This window comes from Pseudomonas sp. R11F (genome assembly GCF_050312575.1).
Classification (GTDB): Bacteria; Pseudomonadota; Gammaproteobacteria; order Pseudomonadales; family Pseudomonadaceae; genus Aquipseudomonas; species Aquipseudomonas palleroniana.
The window spans coordinates 42,050-65,576 of record NZ_JBNPJU010000062.1; the positions used below are offsets into that span (position 1 = coordinate 42,050).

A 23,527-nucleotide genomic window follows, 5' to 3' on the forward strand; every position below is an offset into this window, starting at 1 on the left:
AATGCTGGAGTGGATATGAAACAAGTCTTGCAACCCACCGCCGCGCTGGCACTGGCCATGCTGGCCAACGCTGCACAAGCCCAGGACGACAGTACCCTGACCACGGTGGTCGTCACCGGCAACCGTGGCGCCGAGCAGCGTACGGTCACCAGCAGCCCGGTGCCTATCGATGTGGTCAGCGCCAAGCAGTTGCAGAGCACCGGCAAGCCCGGCCTGATGGAAGCCTTGAGCGCGGTCATCCCGTCGCTCACCTTGCCGGAAAAAACCGGCTGGGACGCCAGCGGCATTGCCCGTGCGCCCAACCTACGTGGCCTGAGCGCCGCCGAGGTGCTGGTGCTGGTCAATGGCAAGCGCCGCCACACCAGCGCCACGCTGAACATCAACGGTATCAACACGGGGGCGGCACCGGCCGATCTCGACCTGATCCCCATCAGCGCCATCGACCATGTGGAAGTGCTGCGCGACGGCGCCGCCGCCCAGTACGGATCCGATGCCATTGCCGGCGTGATCAACGTGATTCTCAAGGCCGACACCAGCGGCACCTCGGTCACCAACATCGGCCAGGGTTACGACGGCAAGAAGCAGACCGTGCAGCAAAGCCTCAACAAAGGCTTCGAGATCGGTGACGGCGGTATCGTGCAACTGGCGCTGGATGCGCGCAGCCAGAATGACGACAACAAAGCCAGCGCCAACGGCTACACCTATGAGCAGGCGTATGGCCTGGCGGGCAAGGCTACTTATGGCGGCTACGGCACGCCCAAGACCAACCTGTTGACCCTGGGCTACAACGCCGAGCTGCCGGTCGATGACAGCCTCAGCCTGTACTCCTTCACCACCTATTCGCGGCGCAAGGCCGAGCAGGGCCAGAACTTCCGCCTGCCGACCATCACCAACACCATCACCACCGGGCCCAATGGTTACCCGGCCGGTTACACGCCTACCTGGTATATCGACGAAGACGATTTCCAGGCGGCCGTCGGCGGCAAAGGCACTATCGGTGAGTGGAACTGGGACTTGTCCACCACCTACGGGCGCAACGAAGCGGAGCAGGGCACCACGCATAACCAGAACCCGTCCCTGGGTGAAGCCACGCCGAACAGTTTCACCTCCGGCACCTGGGTTTCCACCGAGCTGACCACCAACCTGGACTTCAAGCGCGGCTTCGATATCGGCCTGCAAAAGCCGCTCGATCTGTCCTACAGCTTCCAGCATCGACGCGACACGTATGAGGTGCAGGCCGGTGACTACGCCTCCTATGCCAACGGCGGCTATTGCGTGGCGCCGGGTAATTGCGCCTCGTCGGGGGCCCAAGTCACCAATGGTATTTCGCCGGCTGAAGAAAGCAGCGCCTCGCGCAACAGCCTGGCCAGTTACGTCGATGTGGGTTTCAACCCGCTGCCGGACTGGTACGTCGGCACGGCCTTTCGTTATGAGCATTACAACGAAGGCGTGGGCGCCACCCGCAGCGGCAAGTTGACCACCCGTTACGATTTCACGCCGCAACTGGCCGTGCGGGCCACGGTCAGCAATGGTTTTCGTGCGCCGTCCCTGGCCAACAGCCTGTTCAGTGCGCGTTCCACCACGTACGGGGTGGTTGATGGTGTGTACCAATCGATCAACTACGGCGTATTGCCGGTGGGCTCGGCAGCGGCCAAAGCCCTCGGCGCGCAGGATCTCAAGCCCGAGCGCTCGACCAACTTCAGTCTCGGTCTCACCTTCACGCCCTCCGACCGCTTGAACTTCACCGCCGATGCCTACGTGATCAACTTGCGCGACCGCATCACCCTCACCGGCACCTTGCTCGGCCCCGAAGTCACCCAGGTGTTGCAGAACAACGGCATCAATTCCACGTCCGGCGGCCAGTACTTCATCAACGGTGCCGACACCCGCACCAAGGGGCTCGACCTGGTGGGCAACTACAACCAGGACCTCGGCCAATTCGGCGCGTTGAAATGGACGGCGGCGTTCAACTGGAACCAGACCCGGATCCTCAATTACCAGGCATCCACCACCATTCTGGGCACCGCCTACGATTTGATGGACCGTCAGGCCCGCAACCTGATCACCGGTGTGCAACCCAATACCAAGCTGATCCTGGGCGGCGACTGGAGCATCGACCGTTTCAACCTCAACCTGGCATTGACCCGCTACGGGTCGTACAAGGAGGTCAACTCCTCGGCCAATCGTGACCTCGACCGGGTCTACAACGCCCGCTGGATCACCGACCTCGACCTTGGCTACAACCTCACCAAAGCCCTGAACATCGCCGTCGGCGCCAAGAACCTGTTCGACCTCTACCCCAAGAAACAAGGCGTGCCGAGCAGCACCATGCTCGCCAGCTACGGCACCTATTCGCCCTACGGTTTTACCGGCGGGTACTACTACACCCGTTTGACCTACGCCTTCTAACGCCTGCACGAGCGAGGAACAGAACATGCCGATCGTCGCCAAATCCTATGACCTGATTGATCAGGCCGGCCCGGTTCGCCAGGCCCGCGTCACCCCGCCGATCAAGGCCCTGCAGGTGGTGCCCGCCCGGCATCCCTGGCGCTGGGCCGGGTCGATATTCGCCGCATTGGTGCTACTCGCCATTGTGCATTCCCTGGCCACCAACCCGCGTTGGGAGTGGGGGGTGTTCGGCCAGTGGTTCTTCTCGCCGTCGGTGCTGCGCGGCTTGGGCCAGACCTTGCTGCTGACGCTGCTCAGTACTGTGTTCAGCGTCATCCTCGGCACCGCGCTGGCGTTGGCGCGGCTGTCGGGGTCGCCGCTGCTGGCGGCGTTGGCCTGGGGCTACATCTGGTTCTTCCGCTCGATACCAGCACTGCTGGTGCTGATCATCCTCTACAACTTCGCCTATCTGTATGACCACATCGTGCTCGCTGTGCCGTTCACCGAGGTGGTGTTCGCCGAGTGGTCGACGGTGGATGTGCTCAGCCAATTCACCGTAGCGGTGCTGGGCTTGAGCCTGATGCAGGCGGCCTATGCGGCGGAGATCATTCGCGGCGGCCTGATCGGTGTCGACGCCGGCCAGCATGAGGCGGCGGCAGCCCTGGGCCTGCCCGCCTCGCGGCGCATCTTTCGCATCATCCTGCCCCAGGCGCTGCGCTCGATCCTGCCGTCGGGTTTCAACGAAATCATCGGCCTGGTCAAGGGCACTTCCATCGTGTACGTGCTGGCCTTGCCCGAGCTGTTCTACACCGTGCAGGTCATCTACAACCGCACCCAGGCGGTCATCCCGCTGCTGATCGTGGCGACCGTGTGGTACCTGCTCATCACTACCGTGCTCACCAGCGCCCAGTACTACGTCGAGCGCCACTTTGCCCGCGGCACCGCCCGCGTATTGCCGCCCACGCCGCTGCAACGCGTGCGCGGCTGGTTCAAGGAGAAAACCCATGGCTGAAGCACGCGCCGGGCGCATCCAGATCCAGGGCGTGGGCAAGCGCTTTGGCCACCAGCAGGTCTTGCGGGATATCGACCTGACCATCGACCCGGGCAAAGTCACGGTGATCCTCGGGCCCTCCGGCTCGGGCAAATCCACGTTGCTGCGCACCATCAACCATCTGGAGAAGATCGACAGCGGGCATATCACCATCGATGGTGAATACGTCGGCTATCGACGCCAGGGCGACCTGCTGTTTGAGCTCAAGGAGCGCGAGATTCTCAAGCGTCGTATCGACGTCGGTTTCGTGTTCCAGAACTTCAACCTGTTCCCGCACCTCACCGCCTGGGAAAACATCGCCGAAGCGCCTCTGGCCCATAAGCGCTGGAGCAAGACCGAGGCGCGGGCCAAGGCGGCCGCGATGCTGGCCAAGGTCGGCCTGGCGGACAAGGCCGATGCCTACCCACGCCAGCTCTCCGGCGGCCAGCAACAGCGGGTCGCCATTGCGCGAGCCTTGGCGCTGGACCCCAAGGTGCTGCTGTTCGATGAGCCGACTTCGGCACTCGACCCGGAGCTGGTAGGCGAAGTACTCGACGTGATCAAGGGCCTGACCCAACTGGGCGTGACCCTGGTGATCGTCACCCACGAGATCGGTTTTGCCCGCGAAGTGGCCGACCACGTGGTGTTTCTCTGCGACGGTCAACTGATCGAAGAAGGCCCGCCCGAACAGATCTTCCGCCAACCCCGACATCCCCGCACCGTGGCCTTTCTCGGCAAGGTGCTTTAGTTCAAGGAGTGACTGCCCATGCTCATCCACACCGCCCGCCTGGCCTTGCTCACGTTCGCCGTCGGCACCGCGCATAGCGCGTACGCCGTGCAACAGGTCGACCTCAGCCCCGACCGCGTGCGCATCCATGCGCCGCGCAATGAAGCCGCCATCGCGCAGATCCCGCCGGGCTTCAAGTTCGCCCAGCCGGGCAAGTTCACGGTGGCCGTGTCCGGCGTGGCCGGGCCACCCCTGGCGCTGCTGGCCAATGACGACAAGACCACCATCGGCAGCGAAGCCGACACCGCGCAGTTGGTCGCTGATAGCTTGGGCCTGCAGCTCAACGTGGTGCAGACCAGTTGGGAAGACTGGCCCCTGGGTGTCAGCTCGGGCAAATACGACGCGGTGATCAGCAACGTCACCGTGACCGAGGCGCGCAAGAAGCGTTTTGACTTCGCCACGTATCGCCAGGATGTGCTCGGTTTTTATGTGAAGAGCACCAGCCAGATCAGCCAGATCAAGCAAGCCTCGGACATTGCCGGGCTGAAGATCATTGTCGGCTCCGGTACCAACCAGGAGAAAGTCCTGCTGGCCTGGAACGAGGCCAATGAAAAGGCCGGCATCAAGCCTGCGTTGTTGCAGTACTTCGACGACCAGGCCGCCGCCCAGTTGGCGGTGCAGTCGGGGCGCAGCGATGCGTTGTTCGGGCCCAATTCGGTGTATGCCTATTCGGCGGCGATCACCGGCGGCATCAAGCGTGTCGGCACCGTGAATGGCGGCTGGCCGCTGCAGGCGGATATCGCCGTGACCACCCGCAAGGACAACGGTCTGGTCAAGCCGATCCACACTGCGTTGGAGGGCGCCATTGCCGGTGGTCAATACGAACAGGTGCTGCAGCGTTGGGGCCTGGATGTGGAGCGTGTCGACCAGTCGCGGATCAACCCACCGGGCCTGCCGGACTAGGAGCAACGACATGGGACTGACACGACGTGAAGCACTCTCGACGATTGCTGCAATAGGCGGCGAGCACGCCATCAAGGATGCCCTGGCGGTATTGGGCCTGGGGCCTTCGTCGCACCGCCGGCCGCAACCCCTGAAACTCAACGCAGGCTTGGGGCAGGGCACCCGCGTGCTGGTGCTCGGCGCCGGCATCGCCGGGCTGGTCAGCGCCCTGGAACTGAGCCGCGCCGGGTTCAGCGTGCAAGTGCTGGAGGCTCGCGAGCGAGTCGGCGGGCGCACGTGGACAATCCGTAACGGCGACCGCGTGGACTACCTGGACGGCCGTACGCAAACCGCCGCCTTTGACCAAGGCCACTACTTCAATGCGGGGCCGGCGCGGATTCCCAGCCAGCACCGCACGATACTCGACTATTGCAGCGAGCTGGGGGTGCCGCTGGAAGTGCTGGTCAACAGCAGCCATGGCGCCCAGGTGCGGCCGGACCTGCAACAGCCGGCGTTCACGGTGGGCCAGGCGATCAACGACGCGCGTGGGCACTTGTCTGGTTTGCTGGCCAAGGCGGTGCAACGCGATGCCCTCGATGATGTCTTGAGCGGCGAAGAACGCACCCGGTTGCTGGCGTTCTTGCAAGTGTATGGCGACTTGTCCCAAGAGCTGGCGTTCGAAGGCACGCTTCGTTCAGGCCACCTCGACTCACCGGCCCATCCCGGCGCCTTGCCCGACAGCCGCCGCCCGCTGGCGCTGGATCGGCTGCTGCACCCCGAACTCTGGGGCGCGTTGTTGCACACTGAATTTCCGGAGTTCTCGGCCACAATGTTCCAGCCCGTGGGCGGCATGGACCGCATCACCGAGGCGTTCTACCAGCGCGTGCGTGGGCAGGTGCAACTGGGCGCCCAAGTCCGCCAGGTCCGCCAGCTCGAAGACGGCGTCGCGGTGACCTACCACGACTCACTCAGCGGGCGCGAACAGGTGGTGCGGGCTGATTATCTGGTCTCGACCTTGCCGCTGCCGCTCTTGGCCAGGCTCGACACCGACTTCAGCGACCCGATCAAGGCCGCCTTGCGCAGCACACGCAGCGATCAGGCGACCAAGGTGGCGTGGCAATCCCCGCGCTTCTGGGAGACTGACTACCGCACCTATGGCGGCCTCTCTTGGATCGAGCACCCGGCACGCCTGCTGTGGTATCCGAGCAACGACCTCAACACCCGCGAAGGTGTGTTGGTGGCCGGTTACGTCACCGGGGAGGGCGCCGACGTGTTTGGCGCACAGCCGTTGGCCCAGCAGTACGCCACCTCCAGGGACGCCGTGGAGTGGCTGCATCCGGGGTACTCCAGGCACCTGCGCCACCCGCTGGCGGTGTCGTGGGAGCAGATCCCCTACAGCGAAGGCCCCTGGCTGCAACGCGAACACTTCCCGGCCGACGCCAGCGCCTTGCTGGAGCAACCCCACGGCCGTGTGTATTTCGCCGGTGACGGCCTGGTGCAGAGCGGCGTGGGTATCTGGCAGGAGTCGGCGGCCAACTCGGCGCGGTATGTGGTCGGGCAACTGGCTGAACGGGTGACTCATCAACGACAGATGGCGGCAGTGGCCGCTTCATAAGGAGCAACACCATGAGCGACAGCATTCAACGCACCGGTCTCGGTGATTTCCCGATCTCGCAGACCGTCACCGTCCCCGCGTCGGCGAGCCTGGTGTTTGTCAGCGGTACCTTGCCGGACCTGGTCGATCCGAACGTCCCGGCCGCCTACGGCAATACCGAAATACAGACGGTCTCGGTGTTCAACAAAATCCGCAGGATCTTGCGCCAGCAAGACCTCGACCTGGGCGATATCGTGCAACTGCGCGTCTTTCTGGTGGGCGCCGAGGAAACCGCCGGCCAGCTGGATTTCGCCGGGCTGCAGCGCGGCTATACGCAGTTCTTCGGCACGCCGGAGCAGCCCAACAAACCGACGCGCACCGCGTTGCAAGTGGTGGCCTTGCCGTTGCCCGGTGCGCTGGTGGAAGTGGAGGCGATTGCCGCCCGGACGGCATGATTCCATTCGCTGTTCACGGTTCTGTGCAGGACCGTGACGCATCAGATCTTGTCTGTTGCGCCCTGGTTTTTGTTGAACCCGCCATGCTTGCGATACCAGGCCACGGTGTCGGAAAGGGTCTGCTCCAGCCCTCGAAAACTCAGGCCCAGCTCTTGTTCACTCTTGCGAGGGTTGAAGCCGGTGCGGTGCTCCTCTCTTACCAATAGGCGCACCGTCGCCATGCTCAGCAAAACCGGCTTGCCGGTCAGGCGCGCATACACTTCCTGCACCGCCGCCAACAGGTAGAGCACGGGCAGTGGCAGTTGCCGGGCAGGGGTTTTGACCTCGGCGATCCGGCCCAGGGCAGGCACCAACTGGCGCATGGTCAGGTTCCGACCGGCCGCGAGGTAGCGCTCGCCCCGTCGTCCGTTTTGCGCCGCGGCAATCAGAGCCCAGGCCACATCACGGGCATCGACCACGGAGAAGGTGCCGGGGATCAGCCCGGGCAACTTGCCGTTGACGACATCCTTGACCAATTGTCCCGAGGAGGTCGGGCCGATATCACCCGGGCCCCACATCCAGCCCGGCAGCACCATGCAGGCGAACATCTGGGGATGCGTTTCAAGAAACGCCAACACCACACGGTCGGCGAGGATCTTGCTGCGGTAGTAGTCATCTGCATCGGCTTCGGCACGCAGGCATGTCTCATCGATAGCGGAGCCTGGGGCGCCGTCGAGCACGGCAATCGATGAGGTATGCACAAACCGGCGGACCCCCGCGCGGTAGGCCTGGTCAAGCAGGTCTCGCGTACCGGCGACATTGATTTTTTCGAGCGCTTCCCAGTGGCTGCCGCCCTTGTAGTTGTCGCGAAAGAACGCTGCCGTATGAAACACCGTATCGCAGCCGCGCAACGAGGGGGCGAACGCGTCGATGTCGGCCATGTCGCCAACCACTAGTTGCACGGTGGGGAGGTCGTTGAACTGCTGTTCACCTTTGGCTTTTGAGCGGACAAGCGCTTTGACGGCGTAGCCACGTGCGACCAGTTCCCGCACCAGGTTGTTTCCCAGCAAGCCGGTTGATCCCGTAACGAATACGTTGCGCATCACCGCGTGTTCTGCGTCATGGTCGAGGCCCTTGGTCATACATTTCATTCCAGTCGTTTCGAAGGGCGGTAGATATACCGCTGAGACCACGCCTGAAAAACAGCGACTGCTGCATAATGGCTTTGCATATTTGCAGACCATGGAGGACCAGGGGTATGGCGGTGCAGGCAAATTGGGATGATCTTCGTCTGCTGTTGGCTGTCTCGCGGCGTGGCAGTTTTCTGCAGGCGGGCCAGTTGCTGGGTATCGCGGCGTCCACCGTGTCCCGTCGCCTGACCCAGCTGGAAGCGGCCCTCGGTGAGCCGCTGGTGGAGCGAGGTGTTGAAGGGTGTTGGTTGACTTCGCGTGGCCAATCCCTGGTGGAGGTCGCCCTGGCTGCGGAGGAGGGCTTGCGGCGTCAAACGGCGGTGGACCTGTCCGGGGAGCACACAGCGCTACAGGGCAGTGTCCTGGTCAGTGCCGGTGAGGGGTTTTCTGCTGGTGTGTTGGAGGCCGCACGGCGTTTTACGGCCCTGCATCCGCGCTGCTCCGTGGAGTTACAGGTCACCGCCGAGTTTCACAAGATCGTCCGTGGCGTGGCGGATATCGCGATCCGTACCGTGCACCTGGGCGAGCCATCGCTGATCTATCGGCCCATCGGCAAGCTTGCCTACGGCGTCTTCGCGGATGCCGGCTACCTGAAGCGATCGCCACAGGTGACCCTGGAGACGGCGGTCAATATCGCCTTGCTGCCTCCGCTGGATATGTTGCCGCAAATGCGTGCCGCAAAGGCGGCGGGCCTGGACCGTGAGCAAATCAGCGTGAACTCGTTTGCCGTACAGCTGGAGTCGGTGCGCCAGGGGATGGGCGTGGCTGTCCTGCCGCGTATCCTGGCCAAAGACCTGACCGAGCTGTTCCCCGAGCTAGAACTTCCCGATATGGAGGTTTATCTGGTCACCCGGCCCCAAGCGTTGAAGCAGGCGCAGATCCGATGTTTCTTCGGCATCCTGGAGCAGGTATTGCTCGAGCTTTTTCGTGATTTGCCGCAGGAAAGCGGCCCACCAGGGCCGCGAATATCGACCTACCAGAGCGCGATGTCATAGGTGAGGTAGAGGCGGTTGCTGTCGCGGCCCCGGGAGAATTCAGAGCGATAGACGTAGTTGCGCAGGCGCACCCCCAATCCCTTGAACGTGCCGGCTTGCACCACGTAGGCCAGCTCGGTATCACGCTCCCACTCCTTGACCGTCGTCGTGGACTTGCCGTCGTCGCCGCTCAGGTAGCGTGTCGAGAAGGTCAGGCCGGGCACTCCGGCGGCCGCGAAGTTGTAGCCGTAGCTGAGCATCCAGGTCTTCTCGTCTTCCTCGATGAATTTGCCGATACCGGCGTTGCTGAACGAGTACACGGTTGCGCCGCTGATGTAGGGCAACCCGGCATCCCCGTGTAGGGCCTGATAGCCGCCGCCGAGTGTATGGCCGGCGATGGCGTAGGATAACTGGCCGCTGAGCATGTCATTGTCGATTTTGCCGGCGTAGGCAGAGCCGCTATCGACGCTATTGAAGTAGCGCAGGTCGCTGGTCAGCACGCCACCGGCCAATGGCAGGTCGTACTGGATGCCTGCGAAGTTCTGTCGGTAGAAGTTCTCCAGTTCCCCGTAGAAATAGCTCAAGCGAATGTTTTTACCCCATTTGTACTCGGCCCCGGCGTAATTGAAATCCCCCGATTTTGCCCCGCTGTAGCCATCCGGCACGATCGGCACGCTGTTGGTGGAGTCGCGTAGTTTGAAGCGGTCCAGGTGCCCGCCGGTGACGCTCAGGTTCTCGATGTCGTTACTGCTCACTTGAGTGCCCTGGTAGGTCTGGGGCAGCAAGCGTGCATCGTTGTAAATCAGCACCGGGGTTTTCGGGAGCAAGGTGCCGTACTTGACGGTGGTTTTGGCGAACCGGGCTTTTGCGGTAGCGCCGGCGCTGGCAAATTCGCCGGCCGCCCGCCCGTCATCGTGCACCGGCATCAGCCCGGTGCCGCTGCGGCCGCGGCCTGAATCGAGCCTTACGCCATACAGCCCCAGGGCATCCACGCCGAAGCCGAGGGTGCCGGCGGTAAACCCGGACTGATAATCCAGCAGGAAGCCCTGGGCCCACTCCGTGCGTTCGCTTTTTGCGGTTCTTGCAGCGCGTGCGCTCATGCCGTGCTCGTCACGAAAGTTCTCGTTGAAATACACATTGCGCAGCTGCAACTTGAGCTTGCTTTCATCAATAAAGCCTTCGGCATTGGCACCGGTGAAGGGCACCAGGCCCAATGCGCAAAACAGAGCCCGACGGGTATACACAGGGTTCATGGCAACTCTCTCATTGTTGTTATTGGGGTGCAGGGCAGCACGCGCCCCTTGAACGAGGCGCGTTGGACGGCAGCAGTGGCGTTGGGGAATCAGATGAACAGGCTGATGGCGCCGGTCAGCAGGGCCAGCGCGGTGACGACCAGGGAGGTCAGCACAGCCCACTTGACGGTGGCTTTCTGGAAGTCACCGATATCGCGATCCACCATGCCCACCAGCAGCAGGGTCGAGGCCACCAATGGGCTCATCAGGTGCACGGGTTGCCCCAGGATCGAGGCACGTGCGATTTCGACCGGGTCGATGCCATAAGCGGCGGCGGCATTGGCCAGGATCGGCACCACGCCAAAATAGTAGGCGTCATTGGACAGCACGAAGGTCAGCGGCATGCTGGTGATCGCCACCACCAGTGGGAACAGGTGGCCCCAGGACGGCGGGATCCAGTCGACCAGAGTCTGGGCCAGGGCGTCGACCATCTTGGTGCCGGAAAAGATCCCGGCAAAAATCCCGGCGGCGAATACCAGCAGCACCACCGTCATGGCGTTGCCCGAGTGCGCCAGGATGCGTTCTTTCTGAATGTCCAATTGCGGGTAGTTGATCATCAGTGCGAGCACAAAGCCGATCAGAAACAGGATCGCAGAGTGCATCAGCCCCATCACCAGGGCCGCCATCACCGCAATCACCAAGGCCAGGTTGACGTACGCCAGCTTCGGGCGCTTGTGCGGCGTGTCCTCAAGAATCGCGTTGATATAGCAATTGCCGCCACCGCTTTGCAGTTGCACGTTACCGATGCGCTTGCGCTCGGCTCGCCCGAGTAGAAAGGCCGTGAACACCACCCACAGGGCGCCGCCGATCATGGTCGGCAGCAACGGCACGAAGTATTCGCCGGCATCCAGGCCCAGCGCGGCGATCGCCCGTGTTGCGGGGCCGCCCCAGGGTGTCATGCCGCTCATGATGCTCAGCGACAGCATGGAGATGGTCGCCAGGATCATCGGGTTCATGCCGATGCGTTTGTACAGGGGCAGCATGGCCGCGCAGGTAATCATGTAGGTCGTGGTGCCGTCGCCGTCGAGTGCCACCAGCAACGACAGCAGGGCGGTGCCCACCGCGATTTTCATCGGGTCTCCATTGACCCGCTTGAGGATCTTGCGGATCAGCGGGTCAAACAGGCCCGCATCGATCATCAGGCCGAAAAACAGGATCGCAAACAGCAGCAAGGCGGCAGACGGTGCGACCATTTTCAGGCCATCGAGCATCATCTTGCCGGTGGTGCCGCCGAAACCGCCGATCACCGCGAAGACGATGGGTACCACGGTGAGCGCGACGATCGGCGACAAGCGCTTCGTCATGATGAGGACGGTGAATACGACCACCATGGCCAAGCCAAGGAAAGCAAGCATAGGACGATTCTCTTGTTGTTATCGTAATAATGGCTGACGCCGAGGCGCACGAGCCCTGGCCCGCCGGGCGGGCTAAGGCGCCTGGCGGGGAGGGAGTCAAGTCAGGAGGGGCGTTGCCCGGGGAGTGCTAAGCGCGTTTGGGGACTTTCAAGTCTTCCCAGGCTTCTACCGGTGCCGCAGAGGGTTTGGCGTCGAGCATCCGGTGCAGCGTTTCGCGATCGCAGGCATTTTCCGACAGCGACATCACCACGGTCGCGACGGCGTTGCTGGCCAGGCTGGTCAGGGCCCGCGCTTCAGACATGAAGCGGTCGATGCCGATCAGCAACGCCAGGCCGGCCAATGGGATGTCGTGAATGACCGTCAGGGTCGAGGCCAGTGCGACGAACCCGCTGCCGGTGACGCCGGCAGCGCCCTTGGAGGACAGCAGCATGATTGCCAGCATGGTGATGATCTGCGTCAGGCTCAGGTCGATATTGCAGGCCTGGGCAATGAAGATCGCCGCCAGCGACAGGTAGATCGCGGTGCCGTCCAGGTTGAACGAGTAGCCGGTGGGCAGGACCAGGCCCACGACGCCTTTTTTGCAACCCAGCGCTTCGAGCTTCTCCAGCATGCGCGGCATGACCGGCTCGGTGGAGGAGGTGCCCAGCACCACCAGGAACTCTTCGCGGCAGTAGCGCAGCAGTTTCCACAGGCTGAAACCGTTGGCGCGGCAAATGCTGCCCAGTACCACGAACACGAAGAAACCGCAGGCGATGTACAAGGTCATGATCAGCTTGGCCAGCGAGCCCAGCGACGTGATGCCGTACTGGCCGACGGTGAACGCCAAGGCACCGAAGGCGCCGATCGGAGCGAAACGCATCAGGTAGGCGAAGATCTTGAACACCATCTGCGAGGCGGCCTCGAGCACATCGAGCACCGGCTTGCCACGCTCGCCCAGTGATGACAAGGCAAAGCCGGACAACACCGCAATAAACAGCACCGGCAGCACTTCACCCTTGCTGAAGGCGCCGATAAACGTCTCCGGGATGATATGCATGAAAAATTCCACCACCCCAAGCTTGGCGGCCGACTCGGTGTATTGGGTCAAGCCTTTGGTGCTCAGTTGGCTGGGATCGATGTTCATGCCCGCGCCCGGCTGGAACACAAATACCGCCACCAGGCCGATCAGCAGGCTGATCACCGTCAAGCCCAGGAACAACAGCAGGGTCTTGCTGAGCAGGCGTCCGAGCGAGCGTTTATCGCTCATCCCGGCGATGCCCGTGACGATGGTGCAGAACACCACGGGCGCAATCATCATCTTGATCAGCTTGATGAATGCATCACCCAGCGGTTTGAGTGCAATGGCTTGCTGGGCCCAGAAATGCCCGACCACGATGCCCAGTACCACGGCGCAGAGGATCTGGAAGTAGAGCGATTTAACAACTTTCATGGCATCACCCATTTTTTAGAATTGTGCGGATGCAAAAAATGCCAACGACCGCCGGAATTATCCGGCGAGGCGCTGTGAATCTGTGGCGTAGACGTAGCCGGAAAAAAGCCTGCGCGCAGTACGAACGACGGATGCCTGGATTGTCTCACTGTTGAGCCCGGTGTAGGACAATACGACATCAATCCCGCCGCTGGGGTGCTCGATACGCACCGCTTGAGGGCGCGGCGTACTGATCCCGCCGAGCATCTGCGCAACGATGCTGCCTTCTATCACGCACGCGGTGGCCAGGCCAATCGAGCCGGTAATGGCCAGGGCCCGGTGGCAGTTGTGCGGCATGAAATAGCGAACCTGGATCGTACCGCCGGCTTTGGCAGGCGAGACCAGTACCGGCTTGGGAATCACTTTGTGGCTGACATCGCCCAGGCCCATAGCCTGGCCGGCTTGCAGTCGCAATGACTCAAGCCGCCGCAGGAAGTCTTTATCGGCGTCCAGTTCCGCCGGGCTTTCATCACCGCGCTTGCCCAGTTGGCCAGCCTCGATCAGCACCATCGGCATCGCCATATCGATGCAGGTGACGGCAATACCGTCGATCACATCCTGCGTGTTGCCGGTGGGGAAGAGCTTGCCGGTCTTGCTGCCGGCCGCATCGAGGAACGTCAGTTGCACCGGTGCTGCGGTGCCCGGCACGCCGTCGATGGCGGTGTCGCCCTCGTAACTGACGTTGCCATCCGGTGTGTACACCTGCGAATGGATAAGGGTCCCGGTGTTCACATTGCGAATGCGTACTCGGGTGCGCCCCGGCGTGCCTTTGACCAGGCCCTGTTCGATGGCGAAAGGGCCGACGGCGCACAGCATGTTGCCGCAGTTGGGCGCGCTGTCGACGCGGCGTTGCGAAACCATGACTTGAACGAACAGGTAATCAACGTCCGCATCGGGATGCAGTGAGGGGCTGACAATCGCGACCTTGCTGGTTTGCGGGCTGCCGCCACCAATGCCATCGATCTCCAGCTCGTGGCCGGACCCCATCAGGTTGAGCAGCAGCTCGTCACGGGCCTCAATCGCTGCCGGCAAATCCCAGGCTAGAAATACCGGGCCTTTGGAGGTGCCACCACGCATCAGCACACAGGGAATTCTTTGCATGATACTGACTCTTGTTGATCAATCGAGTTAATTGATGCTCTGCGAACAAGAGTCTCAAGCTTTAAAAGATCTATCAAATGCAAAAATTGACGAGATTGTTGCGTTTTACGAATGATAAATTTACGCTGGATTTTCTTTTCGAACCTTGCAGCGGATGAGGCATAACGTGGACTATGAGCTTAACGACATTCGATCTTTCGTGAAGATCGCCGAACTGGGCAGTTTTCACGAAGCTGCCGATGCCCTGCACCTGTCTCAGCCCGCACTCAGCCGCCGGATCAAAAAACTTGAAGAGGGCTTGGGCACCGCGCTGCTTGATCGCACCACGCGCAAGGTCAGCCTCACCAGCGTCGGCCGCGATTTCCTGCCCAAGGCACGCCGCCTGCTGGACGACTTCGACGAGTCGATTCTCAATATCCGTGAACTCGCCGAACGCCAGATCGGCCGGGTCACCCTGGCGTGCATCCCGACGGCTGCTTTCTATTTCCTGCCCTCGGTGATTCGTCTGTACAACGAACGCTACCCCAAAATCCGCATCCGCCTGCTGGACTTGAGCGCCAACGAGGGGCTTGAAGCGGTCCTGCGTGGGGAAGCTGATTTCGGTATCAACATGATGAGTGGACAGCACCCGGACATCGAGTTCGTGCCCTTGGTCAGCGAACCGTTTGTGTTGGCCTGCCGGCGTGATCATGAGTTGGCCAAGCGCAGTGCGGTCACCTGGTCTGAACTGAGCGATTACCGCCTGATCGGCGTCGGGCGCCTGAGCGGCAACCGCATGCTGCTCGATCATGCCTTGTCTGGCTTGAGCTGGCGGCCGCAGTGGTTCTACGAAGTCCAGCATCTGTCGACCTCGCTGGGCCTGGTGGAGGCTGGGTTGGGAGTGTCGGCGATGCCGAGCCTGGCCATGCCGGCCGAGGACCATCCCACCTTGGTCAGCGTCCCGTTGATCGAGCCGGTGGTGAACCGCTCGTTGGGTCTGGTCTACCGCCGTGGGGCATCGCTTTCGCCGGCGGCGGAAAAATTCGTGTCGATATTGCTTGAGCAATGGCCGCAATAAGCCATTGACCGTCTGGTCGGCCGGCGTGGTGTTAATAAGAATGTTTTTTGATTGCACCGCGCCGTTGTGGAATAGTACCCGCCGTTTTCCCCGGCCTGCCTGGGCGGGGTATGTCAACGCCGAGGTGCTTCATGCGATTACTGCGCTCCATTGCGACCCTTGCCGCCTGTCTCCTGGCGTTCTCTTCAAGCGTGTTATGCGCCGCTCCCATCGACCTCAATGACGGCCAGCACGCCGTGCATCTGCCGGATGCGCCCAAGCGCGTGGTGGTACTGGAGTTTTCCTTTCTCGACAGCCTGGCGGCAGTCGACGTCACGCCTGTCGGGGCGGCGGATGATGGCGACGCCAACCGCGTGTTGCCCAAGGTGCGCCAGGCCATCGGCCAGTGGACGTCCGTGGGCTTGCGCTCGCAGCCGAGCATCGAGGAAATCGCCAGGCTCAAGCCTGACCTGATCGTCGCCGACCTGAACCGCCACCAGGCGCTGTATAGCGACCTCTCCAGTATCGCACCGACCTTGCTGCTGCCCTCGCGCGGTGAGGATTACCAGGGCAGCCTCAAGTCCGCCGAACTGATCGGAAAAGCGTTGGGCAAGAGCCCGCAGATGCAGGCGCGTATCGCGCAGAACCGTGAGCACCTGAAGGCGATTGCACAGCAGATCCCCGCAGGCGCCAGTGTGCTGTTCGGCGTTGCGCGTGAAGACAGTTTTTCCGTGCACGGCCCGGACTCCTATGCCGGCAGCGTGTTGCAAGCCATCGGCCTGAAAGTGCCGTCGGTACGTGCCAAGGCGGCGCCGACGGAGTTTGTCAGCCTGGAGCAACTGCTGGCGCTGGATCCGGGCTGGTTGCTGGTCGGCCATTACCGCCGTCCGAGCATCGTCGACGCCTGGAGCAAGCAACCGCTGTGGCAGGTGCTTGGCGCGGTGCGCAACCAGCATGTGGCTGAAGTGGACGGTGACAGTTGGGCGCGCAATCGAGGGGTATTGGCCTCCGAGCAAATCGCCGAAGACGCCTTGGCGATTCTCAAGGGCGGCAAAGCCGTACTGAGCCAATAACCGTGCAGCGCAGTTTAGCCGCCGCCGGCATCGTGCTGTTGGGAGGCGGGTTGTTCTGGCTTTCGCTGTATAGCTGGTCGCCGTTTGTGATCACCCCGGCAGATGCGTGGAATGGCCTGGTGCACCAAGGTCACTCGGGCGGCAACATGGCTTATATCGTCGCCCAGCTGCGGGTGCCGCGTGCGGTGTGCGCGGCGTTGGTGGGTGCCTGCCTGGGCCTGGCGGGGGCATTGATGCAAGGCATCACGCGCAACCGCCTGGCCTCGCCGTCTCTGTTCGGCGTTACCGCCGGGGCGGCGCTGGGCCTGGCGTTGTTTTCCACCGGCCTGGTGGCGCCACCCTTTGCCGGTGGCGCCTTGTTGATGACGTGCGTGGGGGGCGCGCTGGCCTGGGTCACGGTGTTCAGCCTCGGCGGCGCCTGGTCGCCCACCACGTCCCAAGGGCGCCTGGTGTTGGCCGGAGTGGCCGTGGCGGCGTTATGCGCGGCGTTGACGCGGCTCACGGTGATTCTGGTCGAGGCCCAGGCGCAAAGTGTCCTCAACTGGCTGGCCGGCTCCCTGGCCAACGTGGGCGCCGCGCAGGTGCAACTGCTCTGGCCCTGCACCCTGGTCGGCGGTCTGTGGGCGTTGTGGTGCGCGCCGCGCTTGAACTTGATCAACCTGGGCGAGGAGGCCGCCCGCTCGTTGGGCGTGGGCATCGCCAGCCTGCGCCTGCAGGTCTTCGTCGCCAGTCTGTTGTTGGTGGGCGCCAGTGTCTGTGCCGTCGGCCCCATCGGGTTCGTCGGGCTGATTGCGCCCAATATCGTGCGGCAGTTTCTCGGTAACGACTATCGCTGGCTGATCCCGCTGAGTGCCGCCCTGGGCGCAGTGATTGTGCTCGGCGCCGACCTGCTCAGCCGCGCCGTGGCGTTCCCCGTGGAAACCCCCGCCGGGGTCGTCACCGCGTTGATCGGTGCGCCATTCTTTCTCTTTCTCGCCAGGCGCGCCCTATGACTCGGCCACGCTTTCGCCTTTGGCTGCTGGCGGGCCTGTTGCTGCTGGTGACGTTTGTCAGCCTCAGCGCCGGCACCCTGTGGCTCACGCCCGAAACGGTAGTGGAGCGCCTGTTGGCCCACGACGCCGTCGATTTTGAAGTGTGGAACCACCGCCTGCCGCGCAGCCTGATCGCGATCCTTGCCGGCTGCGCTTTCGGCCTGGCAGGCGCGATAGTGCAGGGTGTGATACGCAACCCGCTGGCCTCGCCGGAGATTCTCGGGGTGACCCAGGGTGCAGGGCTGGCGCTCACCGTGGCGATCATTACCTGGCCGCAATTGCCGATTGGCTGGCTGCCACTGGTGGCGTGCCTGGGTGGGGCGGCCGGGGCTTTGCTGCTGGCGTTGTACAACAGCGGGGTGAGTTTTTCCGGGGTGCGCTTTGCGCTGTCCGGGGTGGCGATTGCGGTGACCTTGTCCAGCATCACCGAGTTCCTGATCCTGTCCCACCCGCTGGATATCAACACCGCATTGCTCGCGCTCACCGGCAGCCTGTGGAGCCGCAACTGGCACCATGTGGGGTTGGTGCTGCCATTTCTCGTTTTGATCCCACTGGGGTTGTGCCTGGCCAAGCCACTGAACCTGATCGCGCTCGGTGATGAGGCGGCGCATAGCCTGGGCACCGCGTTGAACCGCACGCGCGGGTGGGCGATGGCCTGCGCAGTGATGCTCACCAGCCTGGGCGTCGGCGTGATCGGGCCGATCGGTTTCATTGGGCTGGTGGCGCCGCATATGGCGCGGCGCCTGGTGGGCGGGCATCACCACTACCTGATGCCGGCGGCGATGTTGATCGGCGCGTTGCTGCTGGTGCTCGCCGATACCCTCGGACGCACCTTGATCGCTCCCAGCGAGATCCCGGCAGGGGTGCTCACGGCGGTGATCGGCGCGCCCTATTTTCTTTGGTTACTGGCACGCTTCAAGGGCTGATGACATGAGTATTCTGAAGGCACACCAGCTCGATATCGGTTATGGCGCAACGCGCATTGTGCAAGGCTTGTCGTTCGCGCCGCCAGTGGGCAAGGTCACGGCGTTGATCGGCCCCAACGGCTGCGGCAAGTCCACCTTGCTCAAAGCCTTCGCGCGTATCCTCAAGCCAACCCAGGGCGAACTGACCCTGGAGGGGCAGCCCTATGCCAGCTTGTCCGCGCGGCAACTGGCGCGGCAGATCGCGTTCCTGCCACAGGTGTTGCCCGTGCCGGAGGGGCTCAGCGTGCGCCAGTTGGTTGCCTATGGTCGCAGCCCACATAACTCGCTGTGGGGGCGCCTGAGCGGCAATGACCAGTCCCACGTGACCCAGGCCCTGCAGCGCCTGGAGCTGGACACCCTGGCCGAGCGTGCCTTGGCCGACCTATCGGGCGGCCAACGCCAGCGCGCCTGGCTGGCGATGGTGCTGGCACAGAATGCGCCGGTGGTGCTGCTCGACGAACCCACCACTTATCTCGACATCAGCCATCAAGTCGAACTGCTGGACTTGATGGGCGAACTGGCTGCCGAAGGCAAGACCGTCGTCACCGTGCTGCACGACATCAACCAGGCGTGTCGCTACGCCGATCACCTGGCGGTGATGCACGGCGGCAGGTTGGTGGCCGATGGCGCGCCAGCGGCGGTGATCAGTGCCGAGTTGATGCACCAGGTGTTCGATGTGCATGTGCAGATCATCAATGAGCCGGTGGCAGGTACACCCATGTGCGTGGTGCAGAGGAGCGCACGCACGCATTGATGCTCGGCGCCCGTCAATCGGCCGGCGGCTTGCATACCAGCGCCTGGCGCTCATAGTTCAGCGCCTTGTTCTGCGGTGGCAGCGCGTAGCTCGCAGTGCATTGCTGTTCACCCCACTTGATGATCAAGGTGCCGTGATCCTGCTCCACCAATGCCAGGGCGTTGCCGTTCGGATCGGCGATCGCCAGTTGCTTGCCTTGGGTATCTTCCAGCGACGCGCCAAACGCCAGTGGTTGGTGCTGGGCATCGAACAACTCGAACAGTACTCGCCGTCCGGTGGTGCCGCTGTAATGCGCCACGACGATGGCGCCACGGCGCGGCACCAGTTGTTGCGTGGCATTGCTGATTTCGACATCGCCACCCAGGTCTCGGGTGTCCAGGCTCACCCAGTTCACCCGGTAGGGTTGGGCCGTGGGGATCACCGCATAGCCGTTGTAGCCGGTTTCGACGCCGCTGTAGCTGCCGATTTTTGCCCCGCTGATACCGGGCACTTCGGCCAGCGCGAAGGTTTCACTGACGGTCTGCCCCAGGTTGATCCCGCCCGCGTGGGCCACCACGGAGCCTGCGAGGTTGAGGTTCTGCGAGTTGTAGCCCTGGCCCTGGCTGTAACCCAGGCTGACGTCCGCTACCGAGGTCCGGCTGTTGATGTTCACCGAGCCCGAATCGCCGCTGGTGTCGCTGTGGCCGGCTTGCACCGAATAAAAGGTGTCGCTGGTGTCGGCGACGTAGCCGTTGATACCGGCTTGGGTGGTGGTGTCGCCGCGGTTGCTGCTGGTGGTGACGAACGCTCGTGGCGCACGCGGCTGGCTGCCCAGCGGGAAGGAGATGGACAGGTTCACTTGGGTGTCATCGCTGGGTTCGCCCCAGGTGACGATTTGCTTGGTACGCGTGACGCCGAGGTTGTAAGTCACATCGCCCCAGTTGCTGGTATAGCCGGCGGAAAAACTCTGGGAGCCGCCACGGTTCCAATAACGCTGATCGCTGGCGTTCACGTAGAGGCTGCCGTATTCACGATGACGCCCGAGGCTTTGGTTGATCGTCAGGTCGGTGCGGGTCTTGGAGTGGCCGGTGCGTACACGCGCGCCTTCGCTGATGTCTTCGACGTGGTCGGTGAAACTGCGGTAGCCCTCGGTGGAGTAGCGGTAGGCTGCCAAGGTGAAGTTGGTGTCGGTGCCGGCAAAGGTCTTGGCATACAGCGCACGCACGCTGTTGCCCTGGGTGGTTTGCCCCCGGGCCTTGCTCGATGAGTGTGTGACATCCAGCGATACCGCGCCCAGTGCGGTGTTTTTGCCGGCTCCCAGAGACAGCGCGTTGTACGCCTCGCTGGCTTGTACACCGACGATGCCGCTCAGGCTGCTGGTCAAGCCATATGCCACGGTGCTGCTGACAAATCGGGGAGTCGCCAGGCCCTCGGCATTGCTCTTGAACGTGCCCGCCGAGACGCTGTACTTGACCTGGCCTTCACGCACCATGATCGGCAGGCTGGAAAACGCCTGCATCGTCACGCGGCGGCTGCCGTCGGCTTCGATCACGGTGATTTGTAAATCACCGTTGGAGCCGCTGGGGTAGATGTCGTTGATCTCGAACGGGCCCGGCGCGACGTTGGCGGTGTAGAGGATGTAGTCGTTCTGGCGGATTTCCACGGTCGCGTTGGTCTGCGCCACGCCACGGATCACCGGCGCATAGCCGCGCTCGCTGTCGGCGCGCATGCCTTCATCCGAGGCCAGTTTCACGCCGCGATAGCGCACGCTGTCGAACAGGTCGGTATCGGAGAAAATCTCACCGGCGCTGAACTGGCCTTTGATCGCCGTCACGTCATGCTGCACGTAGGTACGGTTGCTGGTGAAGGTGTTCGAGCGCGCGGTGCCACCACTGAAATTCGACTCGTTGCGCAGGCGCCAGGCACCCAGGTTGATGCCGTTGCGCAAGCCCAGGTTATGGTTGACGCGGGTTTGATAGTCGCCGGCCGTGCGGCTGCTGTTGAGTTGGTAGTTGATGAACGCCGCCGGCACGCCGTCATCCCATAACTGCGGGTCGACATAGCCACGCAGGCCACGTTGCATAGCTATCTGTGGAATGCTTGCCATCAGGCGCAGGCGGCTGCTGTCGTACCGCACGCTGGCGTCTTCGATCAACTGCGCCAGTGAGTAGCAGGGCGCGGGATGTTCAGGGTCGATTTTGCCTTGAGCCTGCAGGCGAGCCATGTCGATTCCCAGTTGCTTGAGCAGGTCGAGGGTCAGGCACGCTTCGACCTGGCCGTTTTGCGGGTTGCGCAGGAAGTCGATATCACGCCGCCCGACCAGCACTTCGTTGCTGAACAGGTCCACCCGGTAATTGCCCGGAAGCACACTGTTGGCCGCGAGCAATTGCTGCAGGTCGACCGCCTGCCCACCTTGTAAAAACGTGGTATTGAAGGCTTCGGTGGCCTCATCGGCCATCACCCAGGCCGGCAAGCTGGCGGCGATCGCCAACGACAGTGTCTTGAATTTCAGTGCGCAACGCACGGGCCTGTTGCTGGAAAGAGAAGACATGCGAAGACCTTTGACGTCCCCCGGCAGCGAACAGGCAGGCACGCAAATGCGCACCCGGCATTCGCCTGGGGGTTAGAGAGCAGGCTTAAGGGGCCAGTCGTGATTCAGTGGCGTGTGCAGGGGCCGAAACGCCGCTTGAAAGGGGCGTGGTGTAGTGATTCTGCGCGCCGTAGTCATTGATGCTGTAGAACGACAATTGCACCGGGCCGCTGGTGGGCAGGGCACCGAGCGCAAATTGCTTGTGCTCGCCGGGCGCGATCATGGTGGAGTCGCTCGCCAGTTGCGCCTGCACTTTGATGTCGGCCATCGACACGTGATACAGCGTCGGGTTTTTCACGCTCAGCAGCGTCTGCGCGCCTTGCCGGACCAATGTCCATTCAAGCTGTGCCGGGGCTTGCAAGGCACTGCCGGGCAGCCCGGCAGGCCGGTAGAAAATCTTGATGCGTTGGCGGATGGCCAACTGCAAGGTGTTCTCGGCCTCACTGGCCTTGGGGATTTCCTGGACGTTGAGCCACACCACCGACTCGCGGTCCGTGGGCATGCCGGTGCCTTCATACAGCACGCGCAGCAGCTGCTGTTCCTTGGCAAACACGCGGGCCAGGGGCGGCGTGACCGCAAAGGGCGCACGGGTGGCGCCGGCGTCATTCATGTCGACCCAGGATTGCACCAATACATCCTGGTTACCGTTACGCACAGTGATGTTGGCTTCCTTGTGGTCGCCATCGAAGACGATGCGGGTGGCGTTCAGTGAAATGCTGGCGCCGGCCTGGGTCGCCATAAGCATGCCCAGCAGCCCCAGGCATGCGGCAATCGAACGAGGCAGCATGAGGTTTATCCAGTGTGATCAGAAGGAATGGCGAGGCCGCAGGGCCTCGCACGTCGGGTGCCGGGGCGCCGATTATTCGTATTGCAGGATGAACGGCAGGGTCGCATCACCACGACCGGCAACGGCCGAGCCGGCGGCTGCGGTGGTCACGTAGGCGGCTGCGAAGCTCAAGGTGGCGTCGCCGCCTTCGGAACCTTGGCCGTGAATGGTGCTTTCAATGCGCGCCGTGGACGGCGAGCTGAGGTCGATCAGCGCGCCGTTGCTGTCGAGCAGGGCGATACCGACGTTTTTCGCCGAAGCGGAGCCGGCGTTCAGCGCCAGGACTTTCTTGCCGGTGACCAGGCCCGAACCGCCGTTGTTGGCGTCAAAGATCATCGCGACCTTGGTGCCTGCGTTGCAGTTGACGTTCAGGTTGAAGTCTTTGGCGGTCACGCGACCGGCAGCCGGGTTTTCTGCGGTGCCCATGTCCTTGATCGAAACGTTGCCCATGTCGACCGAAATGGTGCGGTCGGAGTTGGCGCCGTCCACCGAGCATGCATCGTTGTTGATCACGCCGGTGAAGGTGATTTTGCCGCTGCCACCCAGGGTTGGAGTGGGGGTTACCGGGTCTGCGGCGAATGCACTGCCGGAAGCGGCGATAATGGCCGAGGCGATAACAGCCAGGGAAAACTTCTTCATGATGATGTCCGTAAGTGTTAGTTGGAAAATGCTGTTGTTGAACTGCCCGCAAAGAGTAAGGGGTAGTGACAGGCGGGCAAATAAGACGATTCTTATAAGTGGCACGAGGGGCGGCAAGGTTGCGCGGGTTGAACAGCTT

At 62.7% G+C, this 23,527-nt stretch carries 20 protein-coding genes; 12 read left to right on the forward strand and 8 right to left on the reverse strand.

All coding sequences use genetic code 11. From position 1 onward, the window contains the following. Positions 1–15 precede the first annotated feature (15 nt). From ACQRBV_RS17490 to ACQRBV_RS17515, 6 genes are read left to right on the forward strand one after another with little or no spacing between them, the layout of a single operon-like run. Entirely contained in the window at positions 16–2,409 is a 2,394-nt protein-coding gene (locus ACQRBV_RS17490) for a TonB-dependent receptor plug domain-containing protein (RefSeq protein WP_411985005.1), read from the forward strand. 25 nt (positions 2,410–2,434) lie between these two features. Beyond that, the gene (locus ACQRBV_RS17495) at positions 2,435–3,400 is read left to right on the forward strand and encodes an amino acid ABC transporter permease (protein ID WP_411985006.1); all 966 of its coding nucleotides are present in this window, start codon (positions 2,435–2,437) and stop codon (positions 3,398–3,400) included. After that, on the forward strand, positions 3,393–4,166 hold the full coding sequence (locus ACQRBV_RS17500; RefSeq protein ID WP_161549277.1) for an amino acid ABC transporter ATP-binding protein: 774 nt from the start codon (positions 3,393–3,395) through the stop codon (positions 4,164–4,166). The genes ACQRBV_RS17495 and ACQRBV_RS17500 overlap by 8 nt, the downstream gene beginning before the upstream one ends. Before the next feature lie 18 nt (positions 4,167–4,184). Then, positions 4,185–5,108 carry an ABC transporter substrate-binding protein gene (locus ACQRBV_RS17505; protein WP_411985007.1) on the forward strand — a complete coding sequence of 308 codons (924 nt, stop codon included), beginning with the start codon at positions 4,185–4,187 and terminating at the stop codon, positions 5,106–5,108. A gap of 10 nt (positions 5,109–5,118) precedes the next feature. Next, a complete protein-coding gene (locus ACQRBV_RS17510; protein WP_411985008.1) occupies positions 5,119–6,702 on the forward strand; it encodes a flavin monoamine oxidase family protein in 1,584 nt (527 codons plus the stop codon). Between the two features lie 11 nt (positions 6,703–6,713). After that, entirely contained in the window at positions 6,714–7,136 is a 423-nt protein-coding gene (locus ACQRBV_RS17515) for a RidA family protein (RefSeq protein ID WP_060756882.1), read from the forward strand. Between the two features lie 41 nt (positions 7,137–7,177). Here ACQRBV_RS17515 and ACQRBV_RS17520 read toward each other — a convergent pair whose 3' ends face one another. Beyond that, positions 7,178–8,218: an SDR family oxidoreductase gene (locus ACQRBV_RS17520; RefSeq protein WP_411985056.1), complete on the reverse strand. Its 1,041-nt coding sequence runs from the start codon at positions 8,216–8,218 to the stop codon at positions 7,178–7,180. A 155-nt stretch (positions 8,219–8,373) separates the two neighbouring features. Between ACQRBV_RS17520 and ACQRBV_RS17525 the strand changes: the two genes are divergently transcribed. Beyond that, entirely contained in the window at positions 8,374–9,300 is a 927-nt protein-coding gene (locus ACQRBV_RS17525; protein ID WP_411985009.1) for a LysR family transcriptional regulator, read from the forward strand. Here the strand turns inward: ACQRBV_RS17525 and ACQRBV_RS17530 are convergent. The 4 genes from ACQRBV_RS17530 to ACQRBV_RS17545 form a co-directional block, all read right to left on the reverse strand. Further along, on the reverse strand, positions 9,279–10,532 hold the full coding sequence (locus ACQRBV_RS17530) for an OprD family porin (protein ID WP_161549274.1): 1,254 nt from the start codon (positions 10,530–10,532) through the stop codon (positions 9,279–9,281). The two genes, ACQRBV_RS17525 and ACQRBV_RS17530, sit on opposite strands and share 22 nt — an antisense overlap. A gap of 89 nt (positions 10,533–10,621) precedes the next feature. Beyond that, complete coding sequence (locus ACQRBV_RS17535) at positions 10,622–11,926, reverse strand: CitMHS family transporter (RefSeq protein WP_060756880.1); 1,305 nt, start codon at positions 11,924–11,926, stop codon at positions 10,622–10,624. Positions 11,927–12,053: 127 nt separating this feature from the next. Continuing rightward, positions 12,054–13,367, reverse strand: coding sequence for a C4-dicarboxylate transporter DctA (gene dctA, locus ACQRBV_RS17540; protein ID WP_060756879.1), 1,314 nt, complete (start codon positions 13,365–13,367; stop codon positions 12,054–12,056). A 45-nt stretch (positions 13,368–13,412) separates the two neighbouring features. After that, complete coding sequence (locus ACQRBV_RS17545) at positions 13,413–14,495, reverse strand: 4-oxalomesaconate tautomerase (protein WP_198762096.1); 1,083 nt, start codon at positions 14,493–14,495, stop codon at positions 13,413–13,415. A 166-nt stretch (positions 14,496–14,661) separates the two neighbouring features. Here ACQRBV_RS17545 and ACQRBV_RS17550 point away from each other — a divergent pair, with 166 nt between their 5' ends. The 5 genes from ACQRBV_RS17550 to fecE all read left to right on the forward strand — a co-directional run bounded on the left by ACQRBV_RS17550 (position 14,662) and on the right by fecE (position 19,354). Continuing rightward, entirely contained in the window at positions 14,662–15,552 is an 891-nt protein-coding gene (locus tag ACQRBV_RS17550) for a LysR family transcriptional regulator (RefSeq protein WP_060756877.1), read from the forward strand. 131 nt (positions 15,553–15,683) lie between these two features. Next, positions 15,684–16,604 carry a Fe(3+) dicitrate ABC transporter substrate-binding protein FecB gene (locus ACQRBV_RS17555; RefSeq protein WP_244699744.1) on the forward strand — a complete coding sequence of 307 codons (921 nt, stop codon included), beginning with the start codon at positions 15,684–15,686 and terminating at the stop codon, positions 16,602–16,604. 2 nt (positions 16,605–16,606) lie between these two features. Continuing rightward, on the forward strand, positions 16,607–17,596 hold the full coding sequence (gene fecC / locus ACQRBV_RS17560) for an iron-dicitrate ABC transporter permease FecC (protein ID WP_060756875.1): 990 nt from the start codon (positions 16,607–16,609) through the stop codon (positions 17,594–17,596). After that, a complete protein-coding gene (locus ACQRBV_RS17565) occupies positions 17,593–18,561 on the forward strand; it encodes an iron chelate uptake ABC transporter family permease subunit (protein ID WP_060756874.1) in 969 nt (322 codons plus the stop codon). The genes fecC and ACQRBV_RS17565 overlap by 4 nt, the downstream gene beginning before the upstream one ends. Positions 18,562–18,565: 4 nt before the next feature. Continuing rightward, positions 18,566–19,354: a Fe(3+) dicitrate ABC transporter ATP-binding protein FecE gene (gene fecE / locus ACQRBV_RS17570; protein ID WP_411985010.1), complete on the forward strand. Its 789-nt coding sequence runs from the start codon at positions 18,566–18,568 to the stop codon at positions 19,352–19,354. 13 nt (positions 19,355–19,367) lie between these two features. Here the strand turns inward: fecE and ACQRBV_RS17575 are convergent, their stop codons facing one another. The 3 genes from ACQRBV_RS17575 to ACQRBV_RS17585 all read right to left on the reverse strand — a co-directional run bounded on the left by ACQRBV_RS17575 (position 19,368) and on the right by ACQRBV_RS17585 (position 23,388). Then, positions 19,368–21,884 carry a fimbria/pilus outer membrane usher protein gene (locus tag ACQRBV_RS17575; RefSeq protein ID WP_411985011.1) on the reverse strand — a complete coding sequence of 839 codons (2,517 nt, stop codon included), beginning with the start codon at positions 21,882–21,884 and terminating at the stop codon, positions 19,368–19,370. Between the two features lie 85 nt (positions 21,885–21,969). Then, positions 21,970–22,710, reverse strand: a complete 741-nt coding sequence (locus tag ACQRBV_RS17580) for a fimbrial biogenesis chaperone (RefSeq protein ID WP_060756871.1) — start codon at positions 22,708–22,710, stop codon at positions 21,970–21,972. 72 nt (positions 22,711–22,782) lie between these two features. After that, positions 22,783–23,388: a fimbrial protein gene (locus ACQRBV_RS17585; RefSeq protein ID WP_060756870.1), complete on the reverse strand. Its 606-nt coding sequence runs from the start codon at positions 23,386–23,388 to the stop codon at positions 22,783–22,785. Between the last annotated feature and the right edge of the window lie 139 nt (positions 23,389–23,527).